The 22,233-nt window shown below is 74.1% G+C and carries 19 protein-coding genes; 13 read left to right on the forward strand and 6 right to left on the reverse strand.

The annotated features are described in order from the left end of the window. Position 1: 1 nt before the first annotated feature. The 4 genes from ACZ6O5_RS06690 to ACZ6O5_RS06705 are packed head-to-tail and all read left to right on the forward strand — an operon-like array spanning position 2 to position 3,188. Positions 2–496, forward strand: coding sequence for a hypothetical protein (locus ACZ6O5_RS06690; protein ID WP_465974923.1), 495 nt, complete (start codon positions 2–4; stop codon positions 494–496). Then, complete coding sequence (locus ACZ6O5_RS06695; RefSeq protein ID WP_465974925.1) at positions 493–1,314, forward strand: class I SAM-dependent methyltransferase; 822 nt, start codon at positions 493–495, stop codon at positions 1,312–1,314. Before ACZ6O5_RS06690 ends, ACZ6O5_RS06695 begins: the two co-directional genes overlap by 4 nt. A gap of 28 nt (positions 1,315–1,342) precedes the next feature. After that, entirely contained in the window at positions 1,343–2,416 is a 1,074-nt protein-coding gene (locus tag ACZ6O5_RS06700; RefSeq protein ID WP_465974927.1) for a radical SAM protein, read from the forward strand. Between the two features lie 4 nt (positions 2,417–2,420). After that, the gene (locus tag ACZ6O5_RS06705; RefSeq protein ID WP_425788628.1) at positions 2,421–3,188 is read left to right on the forward strand and encodes a class I SAM-dependent methyltransferase; all 768 of its coding nucleotides are present in this window, start codon (positions 2,421–2,423) and stop codon (positions 3,186–3,188) included. A gap of 44 nt (positions 3,189–3,232) precedes the next feature. Here the strand turns inward: ACZ6O5_RS06705 and ACZ6O5_RS06710 are convergent, their stop codons facing one another. After that, entirely contained in the window at positions 3,233–5,269 is a 2,037-nt protein-coding gene (locus tag ACZ6O5_RS06710) for an FAD-dependent oxidoreductase (protein ID WP_465974929.1), read from the reverse strand. 121 nt (positions 5,270–5,390) lie between these two features. Between ACZ6O5_RS06710 and ACZ6O5_RS06715 the strand changes: the two genes are divergently transcribed. The 8 genes from ACZ6O5_RS06715 to ACZ6O5_RS06750 all read left to right on the forward strand — a co-directional run bounded on the left by ACZ6O5_RS06715 (position 5,391) and on the right by ACZ6O5_RS06750 (position 15,356). Beyond that, a complete protein-coding gene (locus ACZ6O5_RS06715; RefSeq protein WP_107159578.1) occupies positions 5,391–6,005 on the forward strand; it encodes a TetR/AcrR family transcriptional regulator in 615 nt (204 codons plus the stop codon). A gap of 24 nt (positions 6,006–6,029) precedes the next feature. Next, positions 6,030–6,818, forward strand: coding sequence for a TIGR03084 family metal-binding protein (locus tag ACZ6O5_RS06720; RefSeq protein ID WP_465974931.1), 789 nt, complete (start codon positions 6,030–6,032; stop codon positions 6,816–6,818). Continuing rightward, entirely contained in the window at positions 6,815–8,494 is a 1,680-nt protein-coding gene (locus ACZ6O5_RS06725) for an acyclic terpene utilization AtuA family protein (protein ID WP_465974933.1), read from the forward strand. Before ACZ6O5_RS06720 ends, ACZ6O5_RS06725 begins: the two co-directional genes overlap by 4 nt. Then, a complete protein-coding gene (locus tag ACZ6O5_RS06730) occupies positions 8,491–9,681 on the forward strand; it encodes an acyl-CoA dehydrogenase family protein (protein ID WP_465974935.1) in 1,191 nt (396 codons plus the stop codon). The genes ACZ6O5_RS06725 and ACZ6O5_RS06730 overlap by 4 nt, the downstream gene beginning before the upstream one ends. Beyond that, entirely contained in the window at positions 9,678–11,279 is a 1,602-nt protein-coding gene (locus ACZ6O5_RS06735) for an acyl-CoA carboxylase subunit beta (protein WP_465974937.1), read from the forward strand. Before ACZ6O5_RS06730 ends, ACZ6O5_RS06735 begins: the two co-directional genes overlap by 4 nt. A 127-nt stretch (positions 11,280–11,406) precedes the next feature. Continuing rightward, positions 11,407–13,407 (forward strand): acetyl/propionyl/methylcrotonyl-CoA carboxylase subunit alpha, encoded by a 2,001-nt coding sequence (locus ACZ6O5_RS06740; RefSeq protein WP_465974939.1) that lies wholly within the window; start codon positions 11,407–11,409, stop codon positions 13,405–13,407. Further along, positions 13,404–14,567, forward strand: coding sequence for an acyl-CoA dehydrogenase family protein (locus tag ACZ6O5_RS06745; RefSeq protein WP_425788612.1), 1,164 nt, complete (start codon positions 13,404–13,406; stop codon positions 14,565–14,567). The genes ACZ6O5_RS06740 and ACZ6O5_RS06745 overlap by 4 nt, the downstream gene beginning before the upstream one ends. 102 nt (positions 14,568–14,669) lie before the next feature. Further along, complete coding sequence (locus tag ACZ6O5_RS06750; RefSeq protein ID WP_465974941.1) at positions 14,670–15,356, forward strand: hypothetical protein; 687 nt, start codon at positions 14,670–14,672, stop codon at positions 15,354–15,356. 88 nt (positions 15,357–15,444) lie between these two features. On the opposite strand, the gene ACZ6O5_RS06755 is transcribed toward ACZ6O5_RS06750, so the two are convergent. The 3 genes from ACZ6O5_RS06755 to ACZ6O5_RS06765 form a co-directional block, all read right to left on the reverse strand. Then, positions 15,445–16,590, reverse strand: coding sequence for a hypothetical protein (locus ACZ6O5_RS06755; RefSeq protein ID WP_465974943.1), 1,146 nt, complete (start codon positions 16,588–16,590; stop codon positions 15,445–15,447). Further along, positions 16,587–17,525: a transporter substrate-binding domain-containing protein gene (locus ACZ6O5_RS06760; protein ID WP_465974945.1), complete on the reverse strand. Its 939-nt coding sequence runs from the start codon at positions 17,523–17,525 to the stop codon at positions 16,587–16,589. The genes ACZ6O5_RS06755 and ACZ6O5_RS06760 overlap by 4 nt, the downstream gene beginning before the upstream one ends. A gap of 124 nt (positions 17,526–17,649) precedes the next feature. Beyond that, a complete protein-coding gene (locus ACZ6O5_RS06765) occupies positions 17,650–19,431 on the reverse strand; it encodes an alpha/beta hydrolase (RefSeq protein WP_465974947.1) in 1,782 nt (593 codons plus the stop codon). A 265-nt stretch (positions 19,432–19,696) separates the two neighbouring features. On the opposite strand from ACZ6O5_RS06765, the gene ACZ6O5_RS06770 reads away from it, so the two are divergent. Beyond that, positions 19,697–20,131 (forward strand): hypothetical protein, encoded by a 435-nt coding sequence (locus ACZ6O5_RS06770; RefSeq protein ID WP_465974949.1) that lies wholly within the window; start codon positions 19,697–19,699, stop codon positions 20,129–20,131. Between the two features lie 44 nt (positions 20,132–20,175). On the opposite strand, the gene ACZ6O5_RS06775 is transcribed toward ACZ6O5_RS06770, so the two are convergent. Together ACZ6O5_RS06775 and ACZ6O5_RS06780 are read right to left on the reverse strand one after the other, a co-directional pair. Beyond that, a complete protein-coding gene (locus ACZ6O5_RS06775) occupies positions 20,176–21,666 on the reverse strand; it encodes a serine/threonine-protein kinase (protein ID WP_465974951.1) in 1,491 nt (496 codons plus the stop codon). Between the two features lie 30 nt (positions 21,667–21,696). Next, entirely contained in the window at positions 21,697–22,167 is a 471-nt protein-coding gene (locus ACZ6O5_RS06780) for a hypothetical protein (RefSeq protein WP_465974953.1), read from the reverse strand. Positions 22,168–22,233 lie beyond the last annotated feature (66 nt).

Raw genomic sequence — 22,233 nt, forward strand, 5'->3', positions numbered from 1 at the left:
CATGGCCCGTGTCCTGGTCACCGTCGGCATGGGTCCGTGGCCGTTCGACCGCCTGATCCACGGCGTCGCGCCGCTCTGCGCCGGGCACGAGGTGTTCGTCCAGACCGGCACGTCGACCGTGACGCCGCCGTGCCCGCACGAGGCGTTCCTGCCGCTGGACGACCTGCGGGAGCGGCTCGCCGCCGCCGACGTGGTGATCACCCACGCGGGGAACACCGTGCGCCTGGTCCAGCGGCTCGGCCGGGTGCCGGTGGCGGTGGCCCGGGAGGCCGCGCGGGGCGAGATGGGCAACGACCACCAGGTCGCCTACCTGCGCGACGAGGAGCGTTCCGGCCGGGTGATCGCGGTGTGGGACGCGGCCGACCTGCCGGCCGTGGTGGCCGCGCACCCGGAGCGGCAGCGGCGGTTGCTGGCCGAGCGGCCACTGCCCGGCGCGGTCGACGGCGCCCGGTTGGCCGCCACGTTGGACGCGCTCTGCGCCCGGCTGGTCCGATGAGCCGCGCCGACGAGCGCCCGGCCGGGCCGACGAACCGGGCCGACGCGGCGACCCGCCGAGCGGTCCGGCAGCCCTTCGCCACCCACCCGCTGCGCCGGTACGCGTTCGCCTGGTCCGCGCTGGCCGGCCGCACCGGCCGGCACCTCGACCTGGGCTGTGGCCCCGGTGACTTCCTCGCCGCGCTGCACGAACACGGCACCGTGACCTGCGAGGGCGCCGACCCGCACCCCGGTTACCTCGCCGGGCTGGCCGCCCGCCACCCCGACCTGCCACTGCACCGGCTGCGGGTCGGTCGGCCGCTGCCGTTCACCGACTGTCGCTTCGACTCGGTCAGCCTGCTCGACGTGCTGGAGCACGTGCCCGACGAGGCCGCGCTGCTCGCCGAGACGCACCGGGTGCTCGTCCCCGGTGGGCTGCTGGTGCTCACCGTGCCGCGCCGGCACGTGTTCAGCTTCCTCGACCCCGACAACGCGAAGTTCGACTTCCCCCGGCTGCACCGTCGCGTCTACTCGTGGCGGTTCGGGTCGCAGGTGTGGCACAGCCGGTTCGCGGACCTCTCGAACGACCTGCGCGGGGACATGTCGGTCGGCCGGGACCGGCACACCAACTACCGCACCGCCGACCTGCTCGACCTGCTGCGCGCGGCCGGTTTCGCGCCGACCACGGTGACCGGCGCCAACCTGTTCTGGCGGTGGTTGCAGATCCCGGCGCTGCTCACCGGCGGGCCGGTACGCCGCCTGCTGGAGCGCGGCATCCACCTCGACGGCCGGCTGTTCCGCGCGGCCAACCTCTTCGTCGTCGCCCGGAGGCAGCCGTGAGCATCACCCACCCCGTCCGGAGGCAGCCGTGAGCGTGGCCGACACCGCGCGGCTGGCCTGGTTCTTCGGCCGGCTCGCCATCAAGGAGCGGGTCGCGCCCCGGCTGCACGTCCGGCCGCTGGTCGCCGAGCTGTTCCTCACCGACAACTGCAACCTGCGCTGCACGAGCTGCGGCTGCTGGACCACCAACACCAAGGGTGAGCTGTCCACCGAGGAGTGGCGGGACGTCATGCGCCAACTCGTCGCGATGCGCATCCACAAGGTGAACTTCACCGGTGGTGAGCCGTTGATCCGGCCGGACGCGGTGACCCTGATGGCGTACGCCCGCGAGGTGGGGGTGCGCCACCTGCACCTGAACACCAACGGCATCCGGCTCACCCCGCCCGTCCTCGACGAGGTGCTCGCCGCCGGCGTACGCAGCTTCAACGTCTCGGTCGACGGCCCGACGGCGCTGGTGCACGACCGGATCCGGGGCCGGCTCGGCGCGTTCGAGACGACCACCCGGCACCTGCGGAACCTGATCGCGGAGCGCGACCGGCTCGGCCTGAAGGTGCGGATGAACTTCACCGTCATGCGGGACAACGTGGACAGCCTGCCCGGCATCGCGGCGCTGGCCCAGGAGCTGGGCGTGGCGCTCTATCTCAACCTGGTCACCGACCGGACGTTCCTGTTCCGCACCGACGCGGTCACCGGGCAGACCGACGTGGCCGGCGACCGGCTCGACGCGGCGCTGGCCGAGTTGGAGGCGATGGCCCGGGCGGACCAGCGGTGGTTGCCGCGCTACTCGGAGCTGCGGTACCTGCGCGGGCACTTCGACGATCTCGTGCAACGGGACCTGCCCTGCGCCGAGTCGCAGCTCAAGCTGATGGTGCACTCCCGGGGCGAGATCGGCGGCTGTTGGGCGCACGACCCGACCGCCTCGGTCCGGCAGCGCCCGATCGCCGAGATCGTCGACGCCCCGGAGTACCGCGCCGAGCACGCGCGACTGTTCCGCAAGGAGTGCGTCGGCTGCGGCAGCAACTACAGCCTCAACCTGCGCTGGCGGCCGGGCACCTACCTGGCCGACCGGCAGTGGCGGCGCGGGCGGCGCAGCCTTGTCTGAGCCGATGCGCCCGAGCCAGCCGCTGTACGACGCGCTGGCGCCCGGCTACGAGGAGCACTTCGCGGTGCCGCACCGGCGCGCGTACGACGATCTGGCGTGGGAGCGGGTCAGCGCGCTGCTGCCGCCCGACGGCCCGGTGGTGGACGCCGGCTGCGGTGTGGGGCGCTGGGCCCGACGCCTGCTCGACCTGGGCCATCCGGTGACCGGCGTGGAGCAGGCACCGGGGATGGTCGCCGAGCTGCGCCGCCGGCCGCCCGGTCCCGGCTTCACGCTCGTCGAGGGCTCGATGACGGAGGTGACGCTGCCCGCCACGGCCGGTGCGGTGCTGGCGATGGGTTCGCTGCAATACACAGCCGATCCCGAGCGGGCGGTCCGGCACCTGGCCGGCTGGCTGCGTCCGGGCGGGGTGCTGGCGGTGCTCGTCGACTCGCTGGTGGGCCTGGTGCTGGAGCTGGTCGGCGCCGGCCGGGACGACGAGGCGGTGGACCGGTTGACCCGGCGCCGGGGCGTCTGGCGGGCCGACGGGCACGCCGCCGACCTGCACCTGCTGGACCGCGCCCGGTTGGCGGCCGCGTTCACCGCCGCCGGCCTGGTCGAGGTCCGCAGCGCCGGGTTGCTGGTCAGCGCCGGGCCGTTGGGCCGGGCCGGGCTGGCCGGGCGGCTCGCCGCCGACCGGGACGCGCTGCTGGCGTTGGAGCGCCGGCTCGGCGACGACCCGGTCCTCGCCGACGCCGGCAAGCAACTGCTGGTGACCGGCCGCCGCCCGGCCTGACCGCCCGCCTGACCGCCCGGCCCGCCAGCCGGTGCCGGCGAGCTTCAGCCCAGGCAGCGGCGCAGCGCGGCGACCACCCGTTCCGCCTGCTCCACAGTGAGTTCCGACGACATCGGCAGCGCGAGCGCCTCGGCGTCCAGCCGATCGGTCACCGGCAGCCGTTCGCCGCCGCCGAGCGGGCCGCGGTGGATCGCCGCGAAGTAGGGCTTGGTCTGCACGCCGAGCGCGGCCAGCGCGTCCGCCACCCGGTCCCGGTCGGCGATCCGGGCCACCCAGTGCACCCAGCAGTGCCGGTCTCCCGGGCGGACCTGCTGGAACTCCACCGGCAGGGTGCGGGCGGCGGCGGCGTACACCTCGGCCACCTCGCCCCGCCGGCGGACCAGCGTGTCCAGCTCCGCGAGCTGGTCGACCGCGACGACGGCGTGCAGCTCGTTCATCAGCTCCGAGCGGGTCCAGCCGGCCGGCGCGGCGAGCACCGCCTCGGCGGCGTCGGCGGGCAGCACCAGAGCGCCGCCGGCCCCACCGGCGGAGACCACCTTGGCGAAGCTCATCGAGTACGAGTGGGCCAGCGCCTGCTGTGCCACCGGGCGGCCCCGGTGCAGGCTGCCGAGGGCGGCGGCGGAGTCGGCCAGCAGCGCCACGCCGGCGGGGTCGCAGACCGCCCGCAGGGCCGGGTAGTCGCACGGGTTGCCGAAGGTGTCCACGCCGAGCACCACGCGTACGCCGCCCCGCGCGACGGCGCTGGCGACGGCCGCCGGGTCGAGCGTCCAGGTCGCGGCGTCCACGTCGACGAAGCGCAGCGCGTACCCGAGCTGGACCAGGATCTCCGCCGTGGCGGGGAACGTGTACGACGGCAGCACCGCCACGTCGCCGGGGCGGGCCGGGCCGACGGTGGCGGCCACCATGATCCGTAGGGCGGCGGTGCCGGACGCGGTGACCAGCACCCGGTGGTCGTCGTCGAGTTCCAGCTCCTTGCCCAGTCGTTCGGTCAGCTCCCGCGTCCACCGGTTGCCGTGCTTGACCTCGCCGCTGGCGAGCGCCGCCTGCTGGCGGTCGGCCACCAGGTCGGGGTGGGCGGGCGGCGGCGGCACGACGACCGGCAACGGCGGCCGGAACACGGGTGCCCGGTCGGCGTCGACCGCGTCGACCAGTTCGGCCAGACGCGGGCGGAGCGGCGGCACGCGGTGACCGGCGGCGGTCAACTTGTCGGTGACCACCAGGCCGGAGCTGTCCGGCGTACGCCGGGGTGTGGTCAGCAGCGGCGCCGACGACCCGCACAGGTCACGGATCCAGGTGGCGAGGTCGACCAGGGACACCGGCTCCCCGCCGACGTTCCAGACGCCGGGGCCGATCCCGTCGAGCAGCATCCGGGCGAGGGCGTCGGCGGGCAGGAAGCTGCGTACGGCGTCCGCGGTGACCGGCAGCGGCAGCCCCTGGCGGGCCCGGCGGACCAGCCGGGTGGCGACCCGGTGCTGTCCCGCGCCGAAGGCGTTCGCGAGCCGGAGCACGGTCAGCCGGTCGGGGTCGACCACGCCGGCGACGAGCCGTTCCTGGGCGAGCTTCGCCATCGCGTACGGCCACCGGCCGGTCGGGTCGGCGTCGGCCATGGCCCGGGCCAGCGGGGCGGCCCGCCAGGGCGGGCAGGGCGTCCGGGCCAGTTCGCGGGCGGCGGCGCACCAGTCGTCGAGCTCCTCGACCGACCACGGCAGGTCGGGCGGGGTCTCCTCGGTCAGCGGACCGGCCGCGGCGCCGTACACCTCGACGGAGGAGGTGAGCACCACCCGGCGTCCGGCCAGCCGGGGCAGCAGCCGGGCGGTGCTGATCGCGTTGTCGAGCGGCAGCGTCCAGGGCCGGCGGGGGCGCGGCTCGCTGGCGCCGAGCAGCACCACGACGAGGCCGGGCGGCAGCTCGGGCGGGTCGTCGACCAGCAGGTCGACGCGGATCCAGTCGGCCGCGCCGGTGCTCGTGCCGGCCGGCGGATGCCGGTCCACGACGGTCACCCGCGCACCGGCGGCCAGCAGTGCCTCGGCGGTCGCGGCGCCCAGGAAACCGGACCCGCCGACCAGCACGAATTCATCCATCGTCGTGCCTCCCCGTGAACCGAGCACAGTATCGCGGAACGGACCGTCCGAGGGGTGTCGGATAGCGGCGGCAGAAAAAGTCAGGCTTGACTGTTTGTTTCCGGGGCGGGACGCTGTCCCCGTGCCCACCGCACCGACCCGCGTCCCGCAGCAGGAACGCAGCCGCGCCACCCAGGCCCGGCTGCTGGAGGCGACTGTCGAGTGCCTGGTGGAACACGGCTGGTCCGGCACCACGACCACGGTGGTGGCCGCCCGGGCCGGCGTCTCCCGGGGCGCCCAGCTGCACCACTACCCCACCAAGGCCGCCCTGGTCACCGCCGCCGTCGCCCACCTCGCCGAACGCCGGGCGGTGGAGCTGCGCACCGAGGCGGACGCGCTGCCGGCCGGCCCGCGACGGCTGGACCGGGTGATCGACCTGCTCGGCGCCGCCTTCACCGGGCCGCTCTTCGTCGCCGCCCTCGAACTCTGGGTCGCCGCCCGCACCGACGCCGAGCTGCGCGACGCGCTGGTGCCGTTGGAGGCCACGGTGGGCCGGGAGATGCACCGGCTCACCGTCGAGCTGCTCGGTGTGGACGAACGCCGGCCCGGCATCCGCGAGGCCGTGCAGGCCACCCTCGACCTGCTCCGCGGGCTGGGCGTGGCCAACCTGCTCAGCGACGACTCACCCCGCCGCACCGCCCTGCTGCGGATGTGGAAGCGCCAACTCGCCACCCTGCTCACCCCCGACGCCCCCTGACCGGCCCACCCGCCCGGAGGCACCATGGTCGACGCGACCGCACTGCTCGCGGATCTCACCGCCGAGTCCGACCAGCTCGACGCGCTCGTCAGCGGGCTGCCGCCGGAGGACTGGGCCCGGCCCACCCCGGCCGCCGGCTGGACCGTCGCCCACCAGATCGCCCACCTGGCCTGGACCGACCACGTGGCCGGGCTCGCCGCCACCGACCCCGACGCGTTCTACGCCTCGGTGCTGTCCGCGCCCGACCCGGCCCGGCTGGTCGACGACGGGGCCGAGTCCTTCCTCGCCCCGCCGGCCGCGCTGCTGGCCCGCTGGCGGGACGGCCGCACCGCGCTCGCGGCGGCCCTGGCCGCCACCCCGGCCGGCGAGAAGCTGCCCTGGTACGGCACCCGGATGTCGCCCGCCTCGATGGCCACCGCCCGGCTTATGGAGACCTGGGCGCACGGCGAGGACGTCGCCGACGCGCTCGGTGTCACCCGCGCTCCGACCGCCCGGCTGCGGCACGTCGCGCACCTCGGCTTCCGTACCCTCGGGCACAGCTTCGCCGCGCACGGCCGCCCGGTGCCGACGGAGCCGGTCCGGGTCGAACTCACCGCACCGGCGGGCGACGAGGTCTGGGCCTTCGGGCCCGCCGCGGCGACCGACCGGTTGACCGGGCCGGCGCTCGACTTCTGCCTGCTGGTCACGCAGCGCCGGCACCGCGCCGACCTGTCCCTGGTCGCGACCGGGCCGGTCGCCGACGAGTGGCTGGACGTGGCCCAGGCGTTCGCCGGCCCGCCGGGCGCCGGCCGGGCGGCGGAGGCCCGCCCATGAGCGGGGTGCTGCGGGTCGGCAACGCGTCCGGCTTCTACGGTGACCGGCTCGCCGCCTGGCGGGAGATGCTCGACGGCGGCGAGCTGGACGTGCTGACCGGCGACTACCTGGCCGAGCTGACCATGCTGATCCTCGGTCGCGACCGGATGCGCGACGCGTCGCTGGGCTACGCGAAGACGTTCCTGCGCCAACTGGAGGGCGTGCTCGGCACCGCGCGGGAGCGCGGGGTCACGCTGGTCACCAATGCCGGCGGCCTGAACCCGGCCGGGCTGGCCGACGCGATCCGGTCGCTCGCCGCACGACTCGGCCTCGACGTGCGGGTCGGGTACGTCGAGGGCGACGCGCTCCAGCGGCCGGACGCGCTGACCGCGAACGCGTACCTGGGCGCGTTCGGGATCGCGGCCTGCCTCGACGCGGGCGCGGACGTGGTGGTCACCGGCCGGGTCACCGACGCGTCGCTGGCCGTCGGCCCGGCGATCGCCCGGTTCGGCTGGACCCGGGACGACCTCGACGCGCTGGCCGGGGCGACCGTGGCCGGGCACCTGATCGAGTGCGGGGCGCAGGTCACCGGCGGCAACTTCAGCTTCTTCACCGAGCTGCCGGACGGCGGCCGGCGCCCCGGTTTCCCGATCGCGGAGCTGCACCCGGACGGCACGTCGGTGCTCACCAAGCACCCCGGCACCGGCGGCGCGGTCACCGTCGAGACGGTCACCGCCCAACTGCTCTACGAGGTGGGCGGGCCGGACTACCTCGGGCCGGACGTGGTGACCCGGCTGGACACGGTCCGGCTGGAGCAGGCGGGACCGGACCGGGTACGCGTCTCCGGCGTACGCGGCACGCCCCCGCCGGACACGCTCAAGGTGGGCGTCAACAACCTGGGCGGCTTCCGCAACTCGATGACGTTCGTGCTGTGCGGGCTGGACATCCCGGCCAAGGCGGACCTGGTCCGGGGCCAGGTGACGGACGCGGTGGGCCCGGACGGGCTGGAATTCACGCTGGCTCGCACCGACCACCCGGACGCGGCCGACACCGAGGCGGCGAGCGCGCTGCTGCACGTACACCTGCGTGACGTCGACAAGGCGCGGGCCGGGCGGGCGTTCTCGGCGGCCGCGGTGGAGCTGGCGCTGGCCTCCTACCCGGGCTGCACGCTGACCACGTTGCCCGGCGACGCCACGCCGTACGGCGTGTTCACCTCGGACACCGTGCCCCAGGACGCGGTGACGCACGTGGCGGTGCTCCCCTCCGGCGAGCGCGTGCCGATCCGCCCGCCCTCCGTGACGGGTGGTTTGCCGGGGCCCCCTGTTATGCACCAGGCGTTAACCGGGGGCCCCTCCTTGCACCGCACGCGGCGGGGGGCGCTGGGGGAGCTGGTGGGGGCGCGGTCGGGGGACAAGGGTGGGGACGCCAACCTCGGCGTCTGGGCCCGCACGGACGCCACCTGGGCCTGGCTACGCGGCTGGCTGACCGTGGAGCGGCTGGCCGAGCTGCTGCCGGAGACCGCCCCGCTGACCGTGGAACGGTACGAGCTGCCGAACCTGCGCGCGGTCAACTTCGTGATCCGCGGGCTGCTCGGACAGGGCGTGGCCGCGTCCACCCGGTTCGACCCGCAGGCCAAGGCGCTCGGCGAGCTGCTCCGGGCCCGGGTGGTCGACCTGCCGGCGGAGGTGCCGGCATGACCATCGTGGACACCCCGGAGCGTCGCCAACTTCGCGAGCTGACCCGCGCCTTCGTCACCCGGGAGGTGTTGCCGCACCTGGCCGACTGGGAGCGGTCCGGTGAGGTGCCCCGGTCGCTGCACGAGACCGCCGCGAAGGTCGGGCTGCTCGGCATCGGCTTCCCGGAGTCGGTCGGTGGCAGCGGCGGCGACCTGCTCGACTCGATCGTGGTCACCGAGGAGATCATCCGCTCCGGCGGCTCGTCCGGGCTGATCGCCGCGTTGTTCACGCACGGCATCGCGCTCCCGCACATCATCGCGGCGCAGGACGAGCACCTGATCGACACGTACGTCCGGCCCACGCTGGGCGGGACGATGATCGGCGCGTTGGCGATCACCGAACCGGACGGCGGCTCGGACGTGGCCGCCATCCGCACCTGCGCGGTCCGCGACGGCGACCACTACGTGGTGAACGGCGCGAAGACGTACATCACCAGCGGCGTTCGGGCGGACTTCGTGACCACCGCGGTCTGCACCGACTTTCCCGGCTCCGGTTCGCTCAGCCTGCTGGTGATCGACAAGGGCACGCCCGGGTTCACCGTGGGCCGGCGGCTGGAGAAGCTCGGTTGGCACTGCTCGGACACCGCCGAGCTGTCCTTCGTCGACGTGCGGGTGCCGGTGGCGAACCGGGTCGGCCCGGAGGACACCGCCTTCCTGGCCATCATGCAGCAGTTCGCCGCCGAGCGGCTGTCGCTGGCCACCCAGGCGTACGCGACCGCGCAGCGCTGCGTGGACCTGGCGGTGCGGTGGTGCCGGGACCGCGCCACGTTCGGCCGCCCGCTCGCGAGCCGGCAGCTCGTCCGGCACCGGCTGGCCGAGATGCACACCCGCGCCGAGGCGGCCCGCGCGTACGTGCACGAGGTGGCCGAGCGGGTGGCTCGACCACTCCAGCTCGGCGCGTCTGGCGCCGCGCCGCGACCTGGAGCAGTCGGCGGGCAGCCGGTGGTGACCGAGGTGGCGATGGCGAAGAACGTGGCGGTGGCTGCCTGCGACCACGTGGTGGACGCCGCGCTGCAACTGCACGGCGGCTTCGGCTACCTGCGCGACGCGGAGGTGGAGCGGCACTACCGGGACGCCCGCATCCTCGGCATCGGCGGCGGCACCACCGAGATCATGAACGAGATCATCGCGAAGGGCATGGGCCTGTGACCGTTCTCCAGACTGCGATCGACACCTCCGCACCCGTCTTCACGGCCAACCGGGAGGCGCTGCTGGAGCGCCTCGCCGAGTTGGAGACCGCGCTGGACCAGGCGCGGGCCGGCGGCGGCGAGAAGTACGTGACCCGGCACCACAAGCGCGGCAAGCTGCTCCCCCGGGAACGCATCGAGCTGTTGCTCGACCCGGACAGCCCGTTCCTGGAGCTGTCGCCGGTGGCCGCGTACGGCACGGACTTCCCGGTCGGCGCCAGCACCGTGACCGGCATCGGCGTGGTCGAGGGCGTGGAGTGCCTGATCGTGGCGAACGACCCGACGGTACGCGGCGGCGCGATCAACCCGTGGTCGCTGGCGAAGACGCGCCGGGCGGGTGAGATCGCGCTGGCCAACCGGCTGCCGATGGTGAACCTGGTCGAGTCGGCCGGCGCGGACCTGCCCTCCCAGGCGGAGATCTTCATTCCCGGCGGGCGGGTGTTCCGCGACCTGACCCGGCTCTCCGCGGCGAAGATCCCCACGGTCAGCGTGGTGTTCGGCAACGCCACCGCCGGCGGCGCGTACGTGCCCGGCATGTCGGACTTCACCATCATGATCCGGGACCGGTCGCAGGTCTACCTGGCCGGGCCGCCGCTGGTGAAGATGGCCACCGGCGAGGTCACCGACGACGAGTCGCTGGGCGGCGCGAAGATGCACGCCTCCACGTCCGGCCTGGCCGACTTCCTCGCCGAGGACGAGCGGGACGGCATCCGGCTGGCCCGGCAGTGCGTCCGCCGGCTCAACTGGCGCAAGGGCGGCCCGCCGCCGCGCACCCCGTCCCCGCTGCCACCCCGGTACGACCCGGAGGAGCTGCTCGGCATCGCCAGCGCCGATCTGAAGGTGCCCTTCGACCCGCGCGAGGTCCTCGCCCGGGTGCTCGACGACAGCGCGTTCGACGAGTTCAAGCCCGGCTACGGCACGGCGCTGGTGACCGGCTGGGGCGAGCTGCACGGCTGGCCGGTCGGCGTGCTGGCGAACGCCCGGGGCGTGCTGTTCAGCGAGGAGGCGCAGAAGGCGACCCAGTTCATCCAGCTCGCCAACGCGGCCGACACCCCGCTGGTCTTCCTCCAGAACACCACCGGCTACATGGTCGGCACCGAGTACGAACAGCGCGGCATCATCAAGCACGGCGCGCTGATGATCAACGCGGTGTCGAACTCGACGGTGCCGCACCTGACGGTCAACCTGGGCGCCTCCTACGGCGCCGGCAACTACGGCATGTGCGGCCGGGCGTACGAGCCGAGGTTCCTGTTCACCTGGCCGAACGCGAAGTCGGCGGTGATGGGTCCGGCACAGTTGGCCGGCGTGCTGTCGATCGTGGCCCGGCAGGCCGCCGCGGCCCGGGGGCGGGACTACGACGAGGACTCCGACACCGCCATGCGGATGATGGTCGAGCAGCAGATCGAGTCGCAGTCCGGGGCGCTGTTCCTCTCCGGCCGGCTCTACGACGACGGGGTGATCGATCCCCGGGACACCCGTACCGTCCTCGGGCTCTGCCTGTCGGCGATCCACAACGGACCGGTGAAGGGCGCCGACGGTTTCGGCGTCTTCCGGATGTAGCCGTGAGCGCGAGGAACGCAGCGAAGCGGAGTCCCGCAGTCGCGAACGAAAGGCAGGCACCCGTGAGCGCGAGGAACGCAGCGAAGCGGAGTCCCGCAGTCGCGAACGAAAGGCAGGCTCAGCGCTGATGATCACTCGACTTCTGGTGGCCAACCGGGGGGAGATCGCCCGCCGGGTCTTCGCCACCTGCCGCGCGCTCGGCGTGGCCACGGTCGCCGTGCACTCCGACGCGGACGCCGACGCGCCGTTCGTCGCCGAGGCCGACCACGCGGTCCGGCTGCCGGGGAACACGCCGGCCGAGACGTACCTGCGGATCGACCTCGTCCTGGACGCGGCCCGGCGCTCTGGCGCGGACGCGGTCCACCCCGGCTACGGCTTCCTCGCCGAGAACGCGGAGTTCGCGGCGGCGGTGACCGACGCGGGCCTGACCTGGGTCGGCCCGTCCGCCAAGGCGATCGCCGCGATGGGCGACAAGATGGCGGCCAAGGCGCTGCTCGCCGACGCGGGCGTGCCGATGCTGCCCACCTGGACCGACCCCGACCAGGTAACCGCGTTCCCGGTGTTGGTCAAGGCCAGTGCCGGCGGCGGCGGCCGGGGCATGCGGATCGTCCGCGACGCGGCCGGGCTCGGCGAGGCCGTCGCGGGCGCGCGCCGCGAGGCGGCGGCGGCGTTCGGCGACGGCACGGTCTTCATCGAGCGGTACGTCGAGCGTGGCCGACACGTCGAGGTGCAGATCTTCGGCGACACCCACGGCACGGTCGTGGCGCTCGGGGTACGCGACTGTTCGATCCAGCGCCGGCACCAGAAGATCGTCGAGGAGGCGCCCGGGGTGCTGCCCGACGGGGTGCGCGAGCGGCTGCACTCCGCGGCGGTGGCGGCCGGCCGGACGGTCGACTACGTCGGCGCGGGCACCGTGGAGTTCCTGCTGGCGCCGGACGGGCAGGTGCACTTCCTGGAGATGAACACCCGGCTCCAGGTCGAGCACCCGGTCACCGAGCTGACCACCGGCCTGGATCTGGTCCGGCTGCAACTGCTGGTCGCCGACGGCGAGCCGCTGCCGGTCACCACCACACCGGCCCCCGACGGCCACGCCATCGAGGTCCGGCTCTGCGCGGAGGAGCCGGCCGAGGGTTTCCGCCCGGCCACCGGCACGCTGCACCGGTTCGCGATCCCCGGCGTCGACGCCGAGTTCGGGCCCACCCGGGCACTGCGCCTGGACTCCGGCGTGGTGGACGGCTCGACGGTGAGCGTGCACTACGACTCGATGCTGGCCAAGCTGGTCGCCTGGGCGCCCACCCGCACCGAGGCGGCCCGCGCCCTGGCCGGCGCGCTGGCCCGGGCCGAGCTGCACGGCGTGGCCACCAACCGGGACCTGCTGGTCCGGGTGCTGCGCAGCGGCGAGTTCGCCGCCGCCGACGTGGACACCGGCTTCCTGGACCGGCACCCCGAGGTCTTCGCGCCGCTGCTGCCGGCCGACCAGCTCCCGGTGGCCGCGTTGGCGGCGGCGCTGGCCGGGGCCGCCGCGCGCCGGGCCGCCGCACCGGTGCTGGCCGGGCTGCCGTCGGGCTGGCGCAACGTGCCGGCCGTCCCACAGGTCACCCGCTTCACCGACCTGGAGATCCACTACCGCCTCACCCGCACCGGCACCCTCGCCGAGTGGACAAGGACGGGCCCCCTCCTAACGCCTGGCGTAGAGGAGGGGCCCCCTCTTAACGCCGACGCTCCCGATGTGGAGCTGGTGACGGCCACGCCGGAGCGGGTGGTGCTCGACGTGGACGGGGTGCGGCGGGCGTTCCGCGTACACCGGGTGGGGTCGTCGGTCTTCGTGGACGGCCCGGACGGGGCGGCGAGCCTCACCGAACTGCCGCGGCTGCCCCAGCCCACCGCGGAGCTGGCGGCCGGGTCGCTGCTCGCGCCGCTGCCCGGCGCGGTGACCCGGGTGCACGTCGAGGTCGGCCAGCGGGTCGCCGCCGGTGACCTGCTGCTGACGCTGGAAGCGATGAAGCTCGAACATCCCGTGCTCGCCCCGGCCGACGGCGTGGTGGCGGAGCTGCCGGTCGCGCCCGGCGGCCAGGTGGAGACGGGTGCCGTGCTGGCCGTGGTCGACCCCGAGGAGGACCCGCAGTGAACTTCGACCTCACCCCCGAACAGGACCAGCTCCGCGACGCGGTACGCGCGCTGGGCCGCCGGTACGGCCACCCCTACTTCGTGGCCAAGGCCAAGTCGGGAGAACACACCACCGAGCTGTGGCACGAGGCCGGTCGGCTCGGCTACCTCGGCGTCAACATCCCCACCGAGTACGGCGGCGGGGGCGGCGGCATCACCGAACTGGCGCTGGTCTGCGAGGAGCTGGCCGCGGCGGGCTGCCCGCTGCTGCTGCTCGTGGTCTCCCCCGCCATCGCCGCCACCGTGATCAACAAGCACGGTACGGAGGAGCAGCGCAAGAAGCACCTGCCTGGCCTCGCCGACGGCTCCCAGAAGATCGTCTTCGCGATCACCGAGCCGGACGCCGGGTCGAACTTCCACCGCCTCGGCACGGTGGCCCGCCGCGACGGCGACGACTGGCTGCTCACCGGCCGCAAGGTCTACATCTCCGGGGTCGACGAGGCCGACCATGTGCTGGTGGTGGCCAGGACCGAGGACGCCTCCTCCGGAAAGCTCAAGCCGGCGTTGTTCATCGTGCCGACCGACGCGCCCGGCCTGGAGAAGTCCAAGCTGGACATGGAGATCCTGTCCCCGGAGAACCAGTTCCAGCTCTTCCTGGACGACGTCCGGCTGCCCGCCGACGCGCTCGTCGGTGAGTCGCTGGACGCCGGCCTGCCGGCGTTGTTCGCCGGGCTCAACCCGGAACGGATCACGGTCGCCGCGATGGGCGCCGGCACCGGCCGCTACGCCGTCGAGAAGGCGTCCGACTACACCGCCACCCGCAAGGTCTGGGGCGGGCGCTCGATCGGCTCGCACCAGGGCGTCTCGCACCCGCTCGCGCATGCCGCCGTCCAGGTGGAGCTGGCCCGGCTCATGATCTACAAGGCGGCCAGCCTCTACGACGCCGGCCGCGACCTGGAGGCCGGCGTCTCCGGCAACATGGCCAAGTACGCGGCCGGCGAGGCCGCCGCGCTCGCCGTGGACACCGCCGTCCAGGCGCTCGGCGGGGCCGGCATGACCACCGAGTACGGCGTGGCGACGCTGCTCGGTGCCGTGCGCGCCGGCCGGATCGCCCCGGTCAGCCGCGAGATGATCCTCAACTTCGTCGCCCAACACGTCCTGTCCCAGGACAAGTCCTACTGACCGTGGGTGTCCCCACCGTTCGGGGGGTGGAACGCCGTGGCTGTCTCCGGCCCCGTTTGACAGCCGTGGCGTGCCACCCGAGCGGTCGGCGAGACTGGCAGGGTGGGAACGGGCGAGGTGGAGCGGGCGGGTGAACGGCTGTACGCCGTGTTCGCCCGGCACCCGATGCCGGACGACATGGCGGCGTGCGATCACTGCGTGGACCCGGCCGACGTCGACCGCTTCCGGCGTACGCCGCTGCGCGCGTTGACGCCGGACCAACTCGGCAGCTACCTGTCCAACCCCGGCACCTGGGGTGACGGGAACGAGCTGCCGCACCTGGTGCCCCGGCTGCTGACCGCGTACGCCGCCGGCGAGATGGTCGACCAGTCGTGGCCCGACACGCTGGCCCGCCGGATCGCCGGGCACTGGGCGGACTGGACGCCCGTCGAGCGGGGCGCGGTGGAGGACTTCCTCCGCGCCTGGTGGCGGTCGACGCTGACCTCGTGGCCGTCCGAGCATCCGGCGGAGGACATCCTGGACGCGGTGGCCGCGCTGGAGCTGGACCTCGGCCCGTACCTGGCGGCCTTCGCCGAGCTGCCGGGCGGGGCGGTCACTCGGCACCTGACGGAGATCGTCGGATGGTCGGCACCCGACGATCGGGCGAGACGCGCGCTGGACCGCTGGCTGGCCTCCGACACCCCGGCCGAGCTGCTGTGGGCCGCAGCGGTCGCCGACGCGGGAACCCCGCTCGGCGACGAGCTGGCCGAGGCGGCCGACCTGGCCGACCTGCTCCGCAAGACACGCTGACCCCGGTTCGGGCAGATCTTGGAAGCACACGGCCCTCGGAAGGGCCCTCGTCTTCCAGGATCTGCGTGCGGGTCGCGAGCCGCGCCGGTCAGCGGACCGTGCGGCAGGCGGCGTCGATGCGGTGGACCGGGCGGACCCGGCGGCCCAGCCCCTCCAGCAGTGAATCCTCCACGTGGAAGTCACGCACCCGGAGCTGCCGCCGGGGCAGCTCGTCCTCGCTCGGGCAGAGCACCTGCGCGCGTACCTGGCCGACCGGCAGGTAGCGGACGCCGCCACGTTCCTGGAGCAGCACCACGTCGACGTCGTCCACGGTGACCACGTGACCGCGGACGTCCTCGGTGACGCCGGGCGACGTCTCGACGGTGGTGACGGTCAGCGGCAGCACCGGCGTACTGATCACCGGCAGCGCGGCCCAGACCAGCATGGCCAGCACCGCCGCCTCGGTGACCGAGGCGAGCGGCCGGACCACCGCCGCCGGCAGCGGACCGGTCACGAACAACGCCAGCACCGGCGGTACGACAAGCAGCGCCAGCGCCAGCGCCTCCCCCTGCCGGCCGGCGTCGAGCAGAGTGGGCCCGAGCAGCCAGAGGTATCCGGCGAACCCGGCGGCGAGCAGCAGCAGCCGGGGCACCCGCTGCTCGTGCAGCCGTTCCGGGCCGAGCTGGAACGCGGCCACGAACGCCGGCAGCAGCAGCGGCAGGTAGAGCAGCGGCCAGGTGCCCAGCGCGAGCAGGAAGCTGGCCACCGCGAACCAGGCCGGCGTGCTGTCCACCCAGCGGGCGAAGAGCGGCCGACGGATTCCGGGCGGCATCCGGTCCACGCTGACCCGCAGCACCGCGCCGAGCGCGAACACCGCGACCAGTGCGGTGGAGAGCAGCGCGGCGGCGGTGGTGAGGAAGCCGGCCAGCAGGTTCACCGTGCCGACGTTGGCGACCAGCAGCAGCGTGGTCTGCAACTCGCCGCCCGCCTCGACGCCGAGCCGCAGCACCGAGAAGACGGCCGGCACCCCGACGACCGCGGTCCAGAACGACTGGGTGGCCCGCGCGCGACGCTCGGCCGGGTCGGCCGGCGGTGGCACGGCCCGGGTCGGCGCGGCGGCACCCGGGCCGGCGGTCCCGGCAGTCCCGGCAGCACCCGGGCCGGCGGTCACGGCAGCACCCGGGCCGGCAGCGCCCGCCGGGACCGCGTCCGGCGGGGCGGCGTCCGGCGGGGCGGCGTCCGGCGGGGCGGTCATCGCCGGGGCGCCTTGTCGTCGAAGTCGACGAGCTTCGGCACGTTCAGCGGCTGCGGCTGGGACTTGTCCGCCTTGAGCCACGGCCCGAGCGTGCGGTTGTACGCGGTCAGCCACGGGCTGCTGATCCCGTCCCGCCCTTCCAGGTAGCTCTTCTGAAGCGCGAACGCGACCAGGTCACGCAGCGCCGGGTCGCCGATCGGCACACCGATGCCGAGCAGTTCGCTGGTGCCGAACGGCATGTCGACGATCTCGAACTCGGTGGGGTACTGGGACAGGAAGCCGGCCAGGATCGTCTCGTCGGAGCTGACCACGTCGTACCGCTTCTCCCGGATGCCCCGTACGCAGTCGCCGACGGTCTTCACCACGTACGCCCGGACCTGGTGTTTCTCCAGTTCCGCCTCGGTGGTGGAGCCGCCGCTGGTGCAGACGCGCAGCCCCGGCCGGCGCAGGTCCTCGATGGTGCGGACCCGGTCGCGCAGCCGCGTCGGCACCATCACCTCCTGGGTGGTGACGAAGTACGGCCCGGCGAAGCTGATCAGTTTCTGGCGCTCCTCGGTCATCGAGAAGCTCGACACGATCAGGTCGACGGTGCCGCCCTGGAGCGCGGGAATGCGGTCCTCGGTGGCCAGCGCCACCCACTGGATGCGCTGCTCACCCTGGAAGCCGAGAAACGCGGCGATGTAGCGGGCGATCTCCACGTCGAAGCCGATGTGCGCGCCGTTGCGCAGCTCGCCCATCAGCGGCTCGGTCTCCGACACCCCGATCTTGATCTTCGCCTGACCGTCGATGTGCGACTCGTGCAGCTTGTCGAGCACCGAGGGCAGCGGGGGTTCGCGGCGGTTGTCGCAGCCGGCGGCGGCGGCCAGGGTGAGTGTCAGCGCCACGGCCAGCGTGGTGGCGAGGGAACGGAGCCGGCGGGGAGAGATCTCGGGCATCGGACACCTCGATCGCGGAACACGACGACGGGGAACTCAGCGTAGCGACCACCACACAACGCGCTGCATCCCACGGCCCGGGGTACGGCGGACGCCCGATCGCCCGCCGTACCCCGGGGGTCCGTCAGCGGACGGTCAGCGTGCCTACCGCCGGCCGCGGCGTGCTCACCGGCGGCAGCCGCTTCGGCTCACCCCGAGCGGGCGTGCCGGCGCGGGCCAGCTCGCTTTTGGACGCGGCCACCCGGCCGGTCGGCGGGTCCTCCTGGAACGGCTGGGCGTCACCGACGCAGCGCGCACCCTTGGCCGGCGGCTTACCGGTGAGCAGGTACGCGTCGATCTTCCCGGTCACGCACGTCGAGGTGCCGTACGCGGTGTGCCCCCAGCTGTCACTGCTCAGCAGCCGGCTGTTCGGCAGCAGCGCGGCCGAGCTGACCGCACCCTGGTAGCTGGTCGCCGGGTCCCAGTAGTTGCCGACCACGAGCACAGGGGCGGCGGTGGTGCGGTTGAACGGGCCGGTGTAGGCATCCTCGTCGCGCACCGTCCAGGCGTCCCGGGCGCAGGGCGCGGTGCCCCAGGCCCAGGCCCGCCCGAAGTACGGTGCCCGCTGGTCCTCCCGGGCCGTCAGCGCCGGCCAGGCGTCCGCGTTCCCCGGGTGGTACGCGTCGGTGCAGTCGACGGTCAGGAACGTCTCCAGCCCGTTGTCGTAGGGGAAGTCGTACCCCCGCTGCTGCCGGGCCTGCGCGGCACGGGCGGCGAGCGCCCTGCGGGCCGTCGTGGCGGTGGCCTTGTCGGTGGCCGGGTCGGTCGCGGCCAGCAGCTGCATGGTGATGTCCACGACCGACTGCCAGCCGTACGGGTCGTAGAGCGCGTTGAGCGTGGCGCCGACGAAGTCGGCGTAGCTGACGGTGAACGAGCCGTACTCCGGGTCGTCGATCACGGCCGGCTTCTTGCGCAGCCGTTTCGCCACCGTGTCGTACCCGGCGACCGGGTCACCGCCGGCGGCCAGCGCGCACTGCTCCGCGCCGACCTTGCCGCACCGCACCAGGATCTCGTGCAGCGCCCGGTACGCGCCGACGGCGCTGCGCAGCCGCGTCTCCTGGAGCTGGTTGCGGGCCGGGCCCTGGCCGACCCAGGCGTTCGGGTTGAGCACACCGTCGACGACGAGCGCCCGGAACCGGTCCGGGAACATGTTGGCGTAGTACTGGCCCAGCGCGGTGCCGTAGCTGAAGCCCAGGTAGCTGAGCTTCTGGTCGCCGACCGCCCGGCGCAGCACGTCCATGTCGCGGGCCACCTCGGCGGTGGACGCCGCGCCGGTCAGCGGCTTGCCGGTGGTCGAGCACGCCGTGCCGACCGCCTTGGAGGCGGCGACGTATGCCTTCTCCTCCGCCTTCGTCCACGGGAACGCGACGTTCAGCCCGGCGTACGCCCGGGTCTGCTCCTTGACGGTGCGGAAGCACCGGATGTTGTCGCTGGCCTCGATGCCGCGCGGGTCGACGCCGACCACGTCGAAGCGGTCGAGCAGGTCGTCGCCGAGGAAGTAGGGCGCGGCGAGCGCGATGCTGGTGCCGGAGCCGCCCGGGCCGCCCGGGTTGAGGAACAGGCTGCCGACCTTGTGCTGCTGGTCGCGGGCCTTGACCCGGAGCAGCGCGACCTCGGTGGTGGTGCCCTTCGGGTTGTCGTAGTCCAGCGGGAGCCGGACCGTGGTGCACTCGGCGTAGTCGTAGCAGGCGTACCAGTCCAGCTTCGGCGTCGGTACGCGGTCCACCAGACGTGCCTCGGCCGCGCTGGTGCGGTCGTACGTCGGCGGTTGCGGTGTCGGCGCGGCCACAGCGGGCGAGACGGCCGATCCGGCGAGGAGGATCCCGGCGATCCCGGTTGCGGCGAGGGGCCGGATTACACGGGGCATGTGACTGCCTTCCGGTGGGGAACAGATCCGTCGAGGAGCGTCTCGACCCCGTCACTTTAGGATTCCCCCAGGACCGGAAGTGACCCCCAAAAGCGGACCGATGCCGCAAAATGCCGAGTTATGTAACGATTTTTTCTCGATCGACGCTTTTCGCGATCCGATGTGGAGCTGGAGTGACGGGAAGCCGTCCCGGGTCGACGGTTGACAGGTCGACGCGCTAAGCCATGCTTGTCGGGTGAGTTCGTTCCCGAGGTCCGATGCGCGGGTGAAGGCCGTCGCCGCGTCCGCGGCGACGGTGGCGGCGCTGGTGACGCTGGCGGTGTGGCGACCGCCCGGCATCCTGTCGGTGGTGCTGGCCCTGATCTGCGTCGTGCTGGGCATGGTCGCCGGCGTGACGATCACCGCCGCCCGGCAGTCGCCCGGCGGCGGGGTCGCCGCACCGTCGGCCGAGGGCTGGCCGACCCCCGACCCGGGGTACGGCGTGGACGCCGACACGCTGGAGGCGATCGACCCCCGCGCGGTGCGGAACCTGCGCACCCCGGGCGGCGCTCCGGTCGACGCGGACACGCTGGAGGCGCTCGACCCCCGGGCGGTCCGCGGGCTGCGCGCGGCCGGCGCGCTCGACGCCGACACGCTGGAGGCGCTCGACCCGAGGTCGGTGCGACAGCAGCGGACGGTGAACGGGATCGGCGACCGGTAGGCGCGACGAACGGGATCGGCGACCGGTGAGCGCGACGAACGGGCTCAGCGGCCGGTGAGCGTGGGGCGGGCCAGCGCGTTCACGCCCTGCCCGGCCAGGCAGCGGTAGGTGCGGTCGGCCTCGCTCTCGGCCGGCGGCAGCACCTCCAGGTTCCACCCGGCCCCCGACTTGACGCCACTGACCAGCCGGAACGTGCCCGCGTTGCAGACCTTGCGGACAGCCGGATCGGCGGCGACCGCGTCGTGGCCGGCCCCGGTCAGACCGGTCGGCAGGTCACCGGCGGCGTAGGTCTCCCAGGTGTGCTGGCCGTCGCACGGCACCCGGCTCGCCTCGGCGCGTTCGCGGCGCAGGCGCACCGGGCCGTAGCACTCCAACTCGGGCGCACAGCGCGCACCGGCCGGGAGGCGGACGTCGGCGGACGCGCAGCCGGGCAGCGGCGTCATCCCGGCCGCACCGCTCGCCACCGGGGTCGGCGACACCACCGGCGGGGTGCCGCCGGCCAGCCAGGCGCCGCCGGCTGCCGAGGCGGCCAACGCCAGCACCCCGGCTCCGCCGAGGAACCAGCGCCTCGGCCAGCGCCGGCTCCGCGCCGGCACGGTCGGGTGGTCGTCCCGGACCGGCTGCCGCGGGCTCGGCCCGCCACTACGGTCGTACGGGCCGCCGGTGCGGTCGTACCGGCCGCCGGTGAACGGGGGCGTCGGGGTGCCGGGGTCGAGCGGGAGCGCGGCGAGCAGGCCGCGCAGCTCCACGGCGGACGGCCGCTCGCCCGGGTCGTTGGACATGCCCAGGCGCAGCACGTCGATCAGCTCGTCGGGCACCCCGGGCAGGCCGGGGATCGGGTGCTGGAACATCTCCAGCACGGTGACCAGGCTCGGGTTGCGCTCGGACTGCCAGCGCGGCGGTCGGCCGTGCATCACCGCGTAGAGCGTGGCGCAGAGCGCGTAGACGTCGACGGCCGGGCTGGGCGGGCTGTGGTTGAACATCTCCGGCGGCGCGTACGCCGGGGTGAGCACCTCCAGCGTCACCGAGGCGTCGCGCACCTCGGCCAGCACCGCCAGACCGAAGTCGGCGAGCACCGCCGAGTTGAACTCGGAGTGCAGGATGTTGGCCGGCTTGACGTCGCGGTGCAGCACGCCGGCCGCGTGCGAGTGGGCCAGCGCGTCGGCGATCTTCACGCCGAGGTCGCGGGTCTCCGACGCGTCGAGCGGCGAGGTGCGCATCCGTTCCGCGTACGAGCCGTCGCACAGCTCCATGATGAGGTAGGGGTGCTGGTCGACGGTGACCCCGACGTCGAAGAGGTCGACCACGTGCGGGTGCGACGACATCCGCCCGGCGGCGCGGGCCTCGCGCAGGAAGCGGGCCTGGTCGCGCTCGTTGTTCAGCGTCCGGTTCTCGACCTTGACGGCCACCTCGCGCCCCACCGAGATCTGGGTGGCCCGGTAGACGGTGGCGTAACCACCACGGGCGAACACTGACAGGTCGGTCAGACCGGGCACGATGGGCAGCCGCATGGCGCCGGGCGGGGTCTCGGTCACGGCTCGAAAATACCCAACGGTCCCGGTCGGTCAGCGCGCCGCGTCGGAGGCGGGCGCCGGCGCGGAGTCGTCCGACCGGGTCGGGACCGTCGGAGCCGCGGCTCCCCGACGGGCGTCCCACCACAGGCCGGCGGCGGTCGCGAGCGCGCCCAGCCCTTCCCAGGCGGCCACCCCGAAGAACCGGTCCGGCGCGACGTCGGAGAGCACCGCGATGGTGAACACGGTGAACGTGACCAGCCGGAACCAGACCGTGAACCGGTAGAACGGACGCCACTCGGTGGCCACCGCGAGCAGGTAGTAGACCCCCATGTTGAACGAGGCCATCGAGGACGCGGTGAGGAACGTGCCGGTGTAGTCACCGGGGGCACGCTCAGCCGGCACCTCGAAGCCGAGCAGGCGCAGCTGCGTCTCCGGCCAGAGCAGACCCAACGCGCCGAGCAGCAGCGCCAGGAGCCCGAAGACCGCGATCGTCCAGCCGGCGCCGGAGCGCGGCAGCCTCATCGTCCCTCCCCACGAACTCCTCCGACGGCGCTCGCCGGCCGCCCCACGCTAACCGGCCCCACCGAC

Source organism: Micromonospora sp. NPDC049201 (genome assembly GCF_055586805.1).

Coding starts and splice junctions, on each gene's coding strand:
- ACZ6O5_RS06690 (WP_465974923.1), top strand. CDS start 2: ATGGCCCGTGTCCTGGTCACCGTCGGCATGGGTCCGTGGCCGTTCGAC.
- ACZ6O5_RS06695 (WP_465974925.1), top strand. CDS start 493: ATGAGCCGCGCCGACGAGCGCCCGGCCGGGCCGACGAACCGGGCCGAC.
- ACZ6O5_RS06705 (WP_425788628.1), top strand. CDS start 2,421: ATGCGCCCGAGCCAGCCGCTGTACGACGCGCTGGCGCCCGGCTACGAG.
- ACZ6O5_RS06710 (WP_465974929.1), bottom strand. CDS start 5,269: ATGGATGAATTCGTGCTGGTCGGCGGGTCCGGTTTCCTGGGCGCCGCG.
- ACZ6O5_RS06720 (WP_465974931.1), top strand. CDS start 6,030: ATGGTCGACGCGACCGCACTGCTCGCGGATCTCACCGCCGAGTCCGAC.
- ACZ6O5_RS06725 (WP_465974933.1), top strand. CDS start 6,815: ATGAGCGGGGTGCTGCGGGTCGGCAACGCGTCCGGCTTCTACGGTGAC.
- ACZ6O5_RS06730 (WP_465974935.1), top strand. CDS start 8,491: ATGACCATCGTGGACACCCCGGAGCGTCGCCAACTTCGCGAGCTGACC.
- ACZ6O5_RS06740 (WP_465974939.1), top strand. CDS start 11,407: ATGATCACTCGACTTCTGGTGGCCAACCGGGGGGAGATCGCCCGCCGG.
- ACZ6O5_RS06755 (WP_465974943.1), bottom strand. CDS start 16,590: ATGACCGCCCCGCCGGACGCCGCCCCGCCGGACGCCGCCCCGCCGGAC.
- ACZ6O5_RS06760 (WP_465974945.1), bottom strand. CDS start 17,525: ATGCCCGAGATCTCTCCCCGCCGGCTCCGTTCCCTCGCCACCACGCTG.
- ACZ6O5_RS06765 (WP_465974947.1), bottom strand. CDS start 19,431: ATGCCCCGTGTAATCCGGCCCCTCGCCGCAACCGGGATCGCCGGGATC.
- ACZ6O5_RS06780 (WP_465974953.1), bottom strand. CDS start 22,167: ATGAGGCTGCCGCGCTCCGGCGCCGGCTGGACGATCGCGGTCTTCGGG.